This window comes from Mycobacterium asiaticum, assembly GCF_001668675.1.
GTDB lineage: Bacteria > Actinomycetota > Actinomycetes > Mycobacteriales > Mycobacteriaceae > Mycobacterium > Mycobacterium asiaticum_D.
This window is the reverse complement of sequence record NZ_LZKQ01000287.1, coordinates 25,490-35,382: the sequence shown is the minus strand read 5'-3', so window position 1 is coordinate 35,382 and position 9,893 is coordinate 25,490. Positions and strand designations below refer to the sequence as shown.

General features: G+C 65.9%; 10 protein-coding genes. 8 read left to right on the top strand and 2 right to left on the bottom strand.

All coding sequences use genetic code 11. The annotated features are described in order from the left end of the window. A partial coding sequence (locus tag A9X01_RS24045) for a CBS domain-containing protein (protein ID WP_081282269.1) occupies positions 1 to 202 on the top strand: 202 nt, incomplete at its 5' end. A 128-nt stretch (positions 203 to 330) separates the two neighbouring features. Here A9X01_RS24045 and A9X01_RS24040 read toward each other — a convergent pair. Then, positions 331 to 942, bottom strand: coding sequence for a type II toxin-antitoxin system PemK/MazF family toxin (locus A9X01_RS24040; protein WP_065123128.1), 612 nt, complete (start codon positions 940 to 942; stop codon positions 331 to 333). Between the two features lie 105 nt (positions 943 to 1,047). Here A9X01_RS24040 and lepA point away from each other — a divergent pair, with 105 nt between their 5' ends. From lepA to A9X01_RS24025, 3 genes are read left to right on the top strand one after another with little or no spacing between them, the layout of a single operon-like run. Further along, on the top strand, positions 1,048 to 2,895 hold the full coding sequence (lepA, locus tag A9X01_RS24035) for a translation elongation factor 4 (RefSeq protein ID WP_081282597.1): 1,848 nt from the start codon (positions 1,048 to 1,050) through the stop codon (positions 2,893 to 2,895). 2 nt (positions 2,896 to 2,897) lie between these two features. After that, on the top strand, positions 2,898 to 3,635 hold the full coding sequence (locus A9X01_RS24030; RefSeq protein WP_065123123.1) for a sensor domain-containing protein: 738 nt from the start codon (positions 2,898 to 2,900) through the stop codon (positions 3,633 to 3,635). Between the two features lie 22 nt (positions 3,636 to 3,657). Further along, complete coding sequence (locus A9X01_RS24025; RefSeq protein ID WP_065123122.1) at positions 3,658 to 4,407, top strand: sensor domain-containing protein; 750 nt, start codon at positions 3,658 to 3,660, stop codon at positions 4,405 to 4,407. Positions 4,408 to 4,409: 2 nt separating this feature from the next. On the opposite strand, the gene A9X01_RS24020 is transcribed toward A9X01_RS24025, so the two are convergent. Continuing rightward, complete coding sequence (locus tag A9X01_RS24020) at positions 4,410 to 6,371, bottom strand: glycoside hydrolase family 15 protein (protein ID WP_436405301.1); 1,962 nt, start codon at positions 6,369 to 6,371, stop codon at positions 4,410 to 4,412. 231 nt (positions 6,372 to 6,602) lie between these two features. On the opposite strand from A9X01_RS24020, the gene A9X01_RS24015 reads away from it, so the two are divergent. From A9X01_RS24015 to cysW, 4 genes are all read left to right on the top strand, one after another. Continuing rightward, positions 6,603 to 6,797, top strand: coding sequence for a hypothetical protein (locus A9X01_RS24015; protein ID WP_065123126.1), 195 nt, complete (start codon positions 6,603 to 6,605; stop codon positions 6,795 to 6,797). 379 nt (positions 6,798 to 7,176) lie between these two features. Then, positions 7,177 to 8,226, top strand: coding sequence for a sulfate ABC transporter substrate-binding protein (locus tag A9X01_RS24010; RefSeq protein WP_065123125.1), 1,050 nt, complete (start codon positions 7,177 to 7,179; stop codon positions 8,224 to 8,226). Beyond that, positions 8,223 to 9,068 (top strand): sulfate ABC transporter permease subunit CysT, encoded by an 846-nt coding sequence (cysT, locus tag A9X01_RS24005; protein ID WP_065123121.1) that lies wholly within the window; start codon positions 8,223 to 8,225, stop codon positions 9,066 to 9,068. The genes A9X01_RS24010 and cysT overlap by 4 nt, the downstream gene beginning before the upstream one ends. Further along, the gene (gene cysW / locus A9X01_RS24000; protein ID WP_065123120.1) at positions 9,065 to 9,877 is read left to right on the top strand and encodes a sulfate ABC transporter permease subunit CysW; all 813 of its coding nucleotides are present in this window, start codon (positions 9,065 to 9,067) and stop codon (positions 9,875 to 9,877) included. Before cysT ends, cysW begins: the two co-directional genes overlap by 4 nt. Positions 9,878 to 9,893 lie beyond the last annotated feature (16 nt).

Genomic DNA, 9,893 nt, shown 5'->3' with positions numbered 1-9,893 from the left:
CAACGCCGTCACGACCTGCACGAAGTCGGACACGGTGGACAGCGTCAGCGTGCTGATGACCCAGAACCGGGTGCGGCACGTGCCGGTGCTCGACGGCCGCAAGCTGATCGGCATCGTCAGCATCGGTGACGTGGTGAAGACCCGGATGGGCGAACTGGAAGCCGAGCAGCAGCAGCTGCAGTCCTACATCACGCAGGGATAACTCAGCGCCACGCGTACTGCGCGTCCGGGCTTATGCAGCCGCGCGAGCCGAACGTGGCTGCGAAATTCGCAGCGGAAAATGGCAGCCAGGTTCGCCTCGCGCAGAATTCGCCTCGCCGAGAAAGTGCACTAGCGCCAGGAGTATTCAGCCCGCAGCCGGGCGGCCACCACGTCGAAGGTCTCCCGATCCAGGATCGCGCCCTCGCGGCGAATGCCTTCCTCGGGCACGTCGAGCACCCGGTCCAGCCGCACCCAGCTCGCTCTGCCCTCGTAGTCCCAGTCACCGGAGCCGATCTTGACCCAGTCCCGGTCGTCGTCGCGGCGTTCCTGGCTGGACAACATCAACCCCAGCAGCACGCTGCGGTCCCGGCCCACCACGAGCACCGGCCGGTCCTTGCCGCGCGTCGGGTCATCCTCGTAGACCACCCAGGTCCACACGATCTCGCCGGGATCCGCCCGGCCGTCGAGATCCGGCGCGTACACCACCTTGCGGGCCCGCTGCGCGGTGGGAAAGCTGGTCTTGGTCACCGGGCGGCCGGCGGTGATCTCGGCGGGCGCGGCCGGCAGGCCCATCGTCATGATGTTGGCGGTGATCTTCACGGCTTGCTGGATGGTCCGCAGCGTTTCCTGCGTGTTCTGCAGTCGCTGGACGACTTTCGGAGCCTCGTTGACGAGGTTCTCCGCAAACCGCTGGAACGTCTTCCACTGTGACTTGCCGGGCGTCTTCCTGTCCGGTGCCATGTTTGCAGCATAGACGCGCAGCCAGACCCGCTCCGAAACCACAATTGTGTTCCGGCCGTTGAGCACCGATACGCTGGGCTTACTCATCAACCGCTCGACCAGGAGATTCCCATCAGCAGTTTCGCCGACAAAACCTTCACTGCGCCGGCGCAGATTCGGAACTTCTGCATCATCGCTCACATCGACCACGGCAAGTCGACGCTGGCCGACCGCATGCTGCAGTTGACCGGAGTGGTCGACGAGCGCTCGATGCGTGCCCAGTACCTGGACCGGATGGACATCGAGCGGGAACGCGGGATCACCATCAAAGCCCAGAACGTCCGGCTGCCCTGGCAAGTCGATGGGGTGGACCATGTTCTGCACCTGATCGACACCCCTGGCCACGTCGACTTCACCTACGAGGTGTCCCGGGCGCTCGAGGCGTGCGAGGGCGCGGTACTGCTGGTCGACGCCGCCCAGGGCATCGAAGCCCAGACGCTGGCCAATCTCTATCTGGCACTCGACCGCGACCTGCACATCATCCCGGTGCTCAACAAGATCGACCTGCCGGCAGCCGACCCGGACCGCTACGCCGGCGAAATCGCCCACATCATCGGCTGCGAGCCGAGCGACGTGTTGCGGGTGTCGGGCAAGACCGGCGAGGGCGTCGCCGACCTGCTCGACCACGTGGTGCGCGAGGTGCCGCCCCCGCAGGGCGACGCCGACGCCCCCACCCGCGCCATGATCTTCGACTCCGTCTACGACATCTACCGCGGCGTGGTCACCTACGTGCGTGTGGTCGACGGCAAGATCACCCCACGCGAGCGCATCGCGATGATGTCCACCGGCGCCACCCACGAGCTGCTCGAGGTCGGCATCGTCTCCCCGGAACCGAAAGCCAGTGCGGGCCTGGGCGTCGGGGAGGTGGGGTACCTGATCACCGGCGTCAAGGATGTCCGCCAGTCCAAGGTCGGTGACACCGTGACCACCGCGCGCAATGGCGCCAAGGAGGCACTCACCGGTTACCGGGAACCGAAGCCGATGGTCTACTCCGGCCTGTATCCGGTCGACGGATCCGACTACCCGAACCTGCGTGACGCGCTGGACAAGCTACAGCTCAACGACGCGGCCCTGACCTACGAGCCGGAGACATCGGTGGCACTGGGCTTCGGATTCCGGTGCGGCTTCCTGGGTTTGCTGCACATGGAGATCACCCGCGAGCGTCTGGAGCGCGAGTTCGACCTCGACCTGATCTCGACGTCGCCGAACGTCGTGTACCGGGTCGAAAAAGAGGACAACAGTGAAATCGTGGTGACGAACCCGTCGGACTGGCCGGAGGGCAAGATCCGCACGGTCTACGAGCCGATCGTGAAAACCACGATCATCGCGCCGAGCGAATTCATCGGAACCATCATGGAATTGAGCCAGTCACGCCGCGGCGAGCTGGGCGGCATGGACTATCTGTCGCCGGAGCGGGTGGAACTGCGCTACACAATGCCGTTGGGCGAGATCATCTTCGACTTCTTCGACTCGCTGAAGTCGCGCACCCGTGGTTATGCCAGCCTGGACTACGAGGAAGCCGGCGAGCAGGAAGCCCAGCTGGTCAAGGTCGACATCCTGTTGCAGGGCGAGGCTGTCGACGCGTTCAGCGCCATCGTCCATAAGGATTCGGCATTCGCCTACGGCAACAAAATGACCACCAAGCTCAAGGAGCTGATCCCGCGCCAGCAGTTCGAGGTACCGGTGCAGGCCGCGATCGGTTCGAAAATCATTGCCCGAGAGAACATCCGCGCCATCCGCAAGGACGTGTTGTCCAAGTGCTACGGCGGCGACATCACCCGCAAGCGCAAACTGCTGGAGAAGCAGAAAGAGGGCAAGAAGCGGATGAAAACCATTGGGCGGGTGGACGTGCCGCAGGAAGCGTTCGTCGCGGCGCTGTCCACCGAGACTTCGGGGGACAAGGGCAAGAAATAGCGATGCCTTTCGCGGGGACGGGCCGTGCTCGCGCGATCGCGCTGTGCGCCGGGCTGCTGATCACCGGCTGCGCCACCACCGTGGACGGCACCGCACGGTATTCGCCGTCGCCACCGTCGATGGCGCCCGTCGTCCAGATCATGCCCACCGACGAAGAGATCCGCGCGGCGGTCGGCAACGAGCTGCAGCAGAATCCGCCGCCGCGGGTCGGCGGTATCGAGGTACTGCCCGACGGGATTCGCACCGACAAGGATGCCGCACCCATCGAGTGCCTCGGGGCCGTCAGCCCACGGATGCATATCGTGTACGAAAAGGGCCCCGTGCGAGACGCCGCGGTGCAGGATTACTGGAACTATGACTTCGATGTGGCGGCGTCGAAAGCGACCGCAGCGGCCATCAAATTCGCCTCGACGGCCGATGCCGAGCGGCTGTTCGCAACATTCACTCGGCAGTGGCAGCACTGCCAAGGCACCACGCTGACGATGTTCACCTGGGACTCCAGCAAGACCCAGCTCTATCACCAGGTGACGGATGTCCAGGTGCGTGGATCGCTGCTCTTGGCCACGATCCTGAGCTGGGACAACCACCACACCCCGCAGTTCCCAGTCGAGCGTGCCGTCGGCGTCGAGTCCGATGTCATCGTGGATGTGCAGGTCGCCGTGCGGCCGCACCTGCAAACCGGCAGCAGGGCAACCGATCTCGCCAGAACCATGTTGCGCAAAGTGGCCGGCATGAGTTGAGGTCGAAACAGAGAGGCATTCGATGAAATCCCGCTGGGCCGCCGCACTGTTGGCGGTTTCACTGCTGACGGGCTGCACCCACGCCATCGCCGGCACCGCCCGCCCGGCGGCCGGGTTGAAGCCCAATCCGCTCACCGGCGAGGTGATCAAGGGGGTGCTGGTCGACGACGTGGTGCTGGCCAACATGCTCGGTCAACCGTTCAAGGGGGACCCTCGCCTGCCCCCGCGGTTCGGTGGTCGGGAAAAGCTGCAGGCCGGGCTCGGCGACATTCAGCCGGCCGAATGCGCCGGGGTCTCGACGATGACCATCAGGAGCGCCTACGAATCCGCCGACGTCAAGAACGTCGCTCGTGAGACATGGTGGAGCGCAGGCGAATCCGGCAAGGTCATCAGCGTCGCCGAAGCCGTGGTGGCGCTGCCCACCGCCGCCGACGCCGCCGCGCTGTTCGCGCAGTTCACCCAACAGTGGAACGGCTGCAACGGAAAGACCCTGACGATCTCGGGCGGCGCCCTCAATTTCAGCGACGAAATCACCGAGGTGCGGGTGGACAACTCGGTGCTGGCCGCCACGGTCTACGTGCAGGCCGCCGGCGCGACCGGCGGGCGCAGGCCCGAAGCCCGGGCCCTGGGGTTGCGGGTGAACTGCCTGGTCGAGGTCGAGGTCGCCTTCTTCAGCGTCCAGAATTCGGCGGACCCGGGGACGGGGGACCCGCACACCAGCGCCGTCACCATCGCCCACGCGGTGATGGACAAGATCAGCGCGCGCAGCTGACCTCAGACGGGGGCGTTGGCAGGCTGGAAGGCCCCCGAACCATCGGCCTCCTCCTCGGCGCGGATGACGTGAACCACGGCGTTGATCAGCGCCAGGTGGGTGAACGCCTGCGGGAAGTTGCCCAGGTGCCGGCCGGTCCGCGGCTCGATCTCCTCGGCGTAGAGGTGCAGCGGGCTCGCGTAGGCCAGCAATCGTTCGCAGAGCCGCTTGGCGCGGGCCACCTCGCCGATCTCCACCAGCGCCGACACCAGCCAGAACGAGCAGATGGTGAAGGTGCCTTCCTCGCCGGACAGGCCGTCGTCGGTCTCTTCCACCCGGTACCGCAGCACCAGGCCTTCCTCGGTGAGTTCGTCGGCGATGGCCAGCACCGTGTTGCGCACCCGCGGGTCATCCGGGGGCAGGAACCGGGTCAGCACCACCAGCAGCAGCGAGGCGTCCAACGCATCGCTGCCGTAGCGCTGGGTGAACACGCCGCGGGAGTCCACGCCGTTCGCCAGGATGTCTTCCCTGATCTCCTCGGCGATCTTGCGCCACTGCTGGGCGTAGCTCTTCTCACCCTGGCGCTCGGCCAGCTTGGCGCCGCGGTCCAGGGCCACCCAGCACATCACCTTCGAGGAAGTGAAGTGCTGCGGCTCCCCGCGCACCTCCCAAATGCCGCGGTCCGGCTCGCGCCAGTGCTTGATCGCCTCTTCGACCTGCTTCTTGAGCACCGGCCACAGGTTCTCCGGAACCTGCTCACGGGAGCGGGCATGCAGGTAGAACGAGTCCAGGATGGAGCCCCAGATGTCGTGCTGCATCTGGTTGTAGGCCCCATTGCCAATGCGGACCGGCCGGGCGTGGTCGTAGCCGGACAGGTGGTGCAGTTCCTCTTCGATCAGACTGCGCTCGCCGCCGACGCCGTACATCACCTGCAGCGGGTGCCGCTCGTCGCTGTTGGCACCGGAGACGTCGGCGATGAACGCAAAGAAGTCGTCCGCCTCCCGATCCAGGCCGATCGTGTAGAGGCCCCACAGCGCGAAGGTGGAGTCGCGGATCCAGGAGTAACGGTAGTCCCAGTTGCGCTCGCCGCGCGGCGTCTCCGGCAGCGAGGTGGTGCTGGCGGCCAGCAGCGCGCCGGTGGGCGAGTAGGTCAGACCCTTCAGGGTCAGCGCGCTGCGCTGCAGGTAGGCGCGCCACGGATGGTCCGGGAAGTTGCCGATGTTGATCCACTGCCGCCAGCATTCAGTGGTCTGCCACATCTTGTCGGCGGCCTCTTGGTAGGTCTGCGGTGCTGGGTGCTTGGTCCAGCTCAGCGCCACGAAGATGTCATCGCCCTCTTTCATCCGGGTGCGGGCGCGCGCCTCGCGGCCTTCCAGCCCGATGTTGAGGTTCGTGGTCAGCCGCAGCGTCGGGTGAGCGTCGGGTTGTTTGGCGGCCCGCGCGATCGCCTCGCCGTAGGCGTTGGCCGAATACTCCCAGGTGGTGCCGACGCGGTGGTAGTCGAACGCCGGCTCACAGCTCATCATCAGTTCGACCGTGCCGCTGACGCAGCGCACGGTGCGCAGCAGGATGTGCTCGGCGTCCCAGTCCATCGGGGTGCGCCGATGCGTGCGGGACCGGCGCTCGATGTCGTGCCAGCGGCCCATCACCAGCGCGTCACGCACGATCAGCCAGCCGGTGTGCGTCTGCCAGGTGGTCTCCATGATCAGGCTGCCGGGCAGATAGCGCCGCGCCGACGGCACCGAGACGCCGTACGGCCCGATCCGGAAGTGGCCGGCGCTACGGTCCAGAATCGCGCCGAACACGCTGGGGGAATCCGGCCGCGGCACGCACAGCCACTCCACGGAGCCGGCCGGCGAGATCAGGCAGGTGGTTTCCCAGTCGGACAGGAAGGCGTAGTCGGCGATTGGGGGAAACGGGTTGCGCGAGGGGGAATTGGAAACGTAGGGCGCCAGCGAGTCGAGTTCGGCGGCGGCAGCGTCGATCGGCGCCAGCCCAGTGGGCTGAGGTATCGCGGGCAGCTCGTCGACCGAAGATGCGAGGTGGTCGTTGACTGAGTCGGCAGAGTCGGCGTGCAGGACCATCCCGACATCATCGAACGTCGACCCGCTTCGCGTCCACCGCCGCAACCTACGTGTTACCGGGGCGGCCAGGAACGCCCACTGGCCTTTCGGCTCACGTTGGCTTCAAATGGCCGGACCAATAGGGTGGACGCGGTGAACGGGTTCTTGAGTTGGTGGGACGGGGTCGAGTTGTGGCTCTCCGGCCTGCCCTTCGTGCTCCAGGCCCTGACGGTCATGCCGGTCGTTCTGTTCATGGCGTATTTCCTGGCAACGGTCCTGGACGCGTCGCTGGGCAGGGGAATCCAGCTGTTGCGCCGGGCCCGTCATTCCGACGAGGCCTCCGGATAGCCGGATGCCCCGTTCGCACGTCACGCTGATCCTGGTCGCACTGGTCGCTTTGGTGATCCTGATGTGGTTGCTGACGCACTGAGTCCGTTGCTCACACACTGCATCGCCCGCCGAATTGCCAGCTGTGAGAACTCTGTTAGGCTTCGCGACATGCATGCAGCAGCCGGTGTTTTGGATCGCCACGTCGTGGCGTCCGGCTGCGCTATTTGCGCCGTGGTGGTTTGCCCCATGGCCGACGCACACTGTTGTCGCTGACTCCCGACCCGTGCGCGGCCTGGTGTGAGTTCGTGAGATCCCTCGAATTTGCCTGATTGCCATTCCGTAGCTACGGGGACACCCGATCCATATGTCCCGCCCCGGAAGGTCGTCAATGTCGCAGATGTTCCCCGACGACGTCAGACGCGTGCCGCGTCGGCGACACTCCGTCGCGCTGGCACTCGTCTTCGGTCTCGTCGGCGTCCTGGCGGCATGCCGCGGCGGCCCCAGCGATGTCGTTGGCGGCGGGGGACTGGCCAACGCGAAATCCACTGTCACGCTGGTCGCGTATTCGGTGGCAGAACCCGGCTGGAGCAAGGTGATTCCGGCGTTTAACGCCTCCGAAGAAGGCAACGGCGTGCAGGTGATCACCTCCTACGGTGCCTCCGGTGACCAGTCGCGCGGCGTCGCCGAAGGCAAGCCCGCCGACCTGGTGAACTTCTCCGTCGAGCCGGACATCACCCGGCTGATCAAGTCGGGCAAGGTCTCAAAAGACTGGAATACCGACGCCACCAAGGGTATTCCGTTCGGGTCGGTGGTGACCCTGGTGGTGCGCAAGGGCAACCCGAAGAACATCAGAAACTGGGATGACCTGCTGCGCCCGGGGATCGACGTCATCACCCCCAGCCCGCTGAGCTCCGGCTCGGCGAAGTGGAATCTGCTGGCGCCGTACGCGGTCAAGAGCGAAGGCGGCCGTAACGGGCAGGCGGGCATCGAGTTTGTCAATCGATTGGTAAGGGAACACGTCAAAATGCGTCCAGGTTCGGGACGGGAGGCCACCGATGTCTTCGTCCAGGGCAGCGGCGACGTTCTGATCAGCTACGAGAACGAAGCCATCGCCGCCGAGCACGCCGGCAAGCCGGTCGAGCACGTCACGCCGCCGCAGACATTCAAGATCGAGAACCCGATGGCGGTGATCGTGACGGGAACCCATCTGGCCGCCGCGACGGCTTTCAAGAACTTCCAGTACACCGCTGCGGCGCAGCGGTTGTGGGCCGAGGCCGGGTTCCGGCCGGTCGATCCGTCGGTGGCGGCCGCCTTCCGGGGCCAGTTCCCGGTGCCGGCGAAGCTGTGGACCATCGCTGATCTCGGCGGGTGGGCCACGGTCGACCCGCAACTGTTCGACAAGAGCGGGGGCAGCATCACCAAGATCTACACGCAGGCCACCGGATGACCGTGATCACGACCCCGAATCAGCCCGCCGACGAGGCGCCCGCCGTCGGCCGCGCAGGCAGCACCTCGCTGCGCGTCGGTGTGGCGACCCTATGGCTGTCGGTCATCGTGCTGCTGCCGCTCGCCGCGATCCTGTGGCAGGCGGTCGACGGCGGGTGGAGCGCGTTCTGGCTGGCCGTCACGTCGCATGCGGCGGTGGAGTCGTTGCGGGTGACGCTGACCATCTCGGTCTGCGTGACGCTGCTGAACACGGTCTTCGGGCTGCTGATCGCCTGGGTGCTGGTGCGCGACGACTTCTTCGGCAAGCGCCTCGTCGATGCGGTCATCGACCTGCCGTTCGCGCTGCCCACGATCGTGGCCAGCCTGGTGATGCTCGCTCTCTACGGAAACCACAGCCCGGTCGGTCTGCACCTGCAGCACACCGAATGGGGCGTCGGGATCGCGCTGGCATTCGTGACGTTGCCGTTCGTGGTGCGCGCGGTCCAGCCAGTGCTGCTGGAGATCGATCGGGAAACCGAGGAGGCGGCGGCGTCGCTGGGTGCCAATGGCCCCAAGATCTTCACCTCCGTGGTGCTGCCGTCGTTGTTGCCGGCCTTGTTGTCCGGTGCGGGTCTGGCGTTTTCGCGGGCTATCGGCGAGTTCGGTTCGGTGGTGCTGATCGGTGGTGCGGTGCCGGGTAAGACCGAGGTGTCCTCGCAGTGGATCCGGACGCTGATCGAGAACGACGACCGTGTCGGTGCCGCCGCGATCTCGATTGTGCTGCTGAGTATTTCGTTCGTGGTGCTGCTGATCCTGCGCCTCTTCGGCGCCCGGGCGGCCAAGCGTGAGGAGTTGTCGGCATGACGTCGTCGCGTTCGGTTCGCTACCTCCTTCGCTACACCGCCCTGGCGTATATCCTTGTGCTGCTTATCATTCCGGTGATGCTGATCCTGTGGCGCACGTTTGAGCCGGGGCTGGGTCAGTTCTACGACTGGGTCAGTACGCCCGCGGCGGTATCCGCGCTGAACCTCTCCCTGCTGGTGGTAGCGATCGTGGTGCCGCTCAATGTGGTCTTCGGCATCCCGACGGCGCTGGTGTTGGCGCGCAATCGGTTCCGCGGCAAGGGGGTCCTGCAGGCGATCATCGACCTGCCGTTTGCCGTGTCACCGGTGATCGTGGGTGTGGCGTTGATCGTGCTGTGGGGCGCCGGCGGCGCGCTGGGGTTCGTCGAACGTGACCTCGGGTTCAAGATCATCTTCGGCCTGCCCGGCATCGTGCTGGCCAGCGTCTTCGTCACGCTGCCCTTCGTGGTGCGCGAGGTGGAACCGGTACTGCACGAACTGGGCACCGACCAGGAGCAGGCGGCGGCCACCCTGGGTTCGGGTTGGTGGCAGACGTTTTGGCGAATCACCCTGCCATCCATCCGCTGGGGCCTGACGTACGGCATCGTGCTCACCATTGCGCGTACCCTCGGCGAATACGGCGCGGTGATCATGGTGTCGTCCAACCTGCCGGGCCAGTCGCAGACGCTGACCCTGCTGGTGTCGGACCGCTACAACCGCGGCGTGGAGTACGGGGCCTATGCGCTGTCGACGCTGCTGATGGGGGTGGCGGTTTTGGTGTTGATCGTTCAGGTGGTGCTGGATGCCCGTCGGGCGCGGGCAAGCAAATAGGCCGGACTAGGGAGAC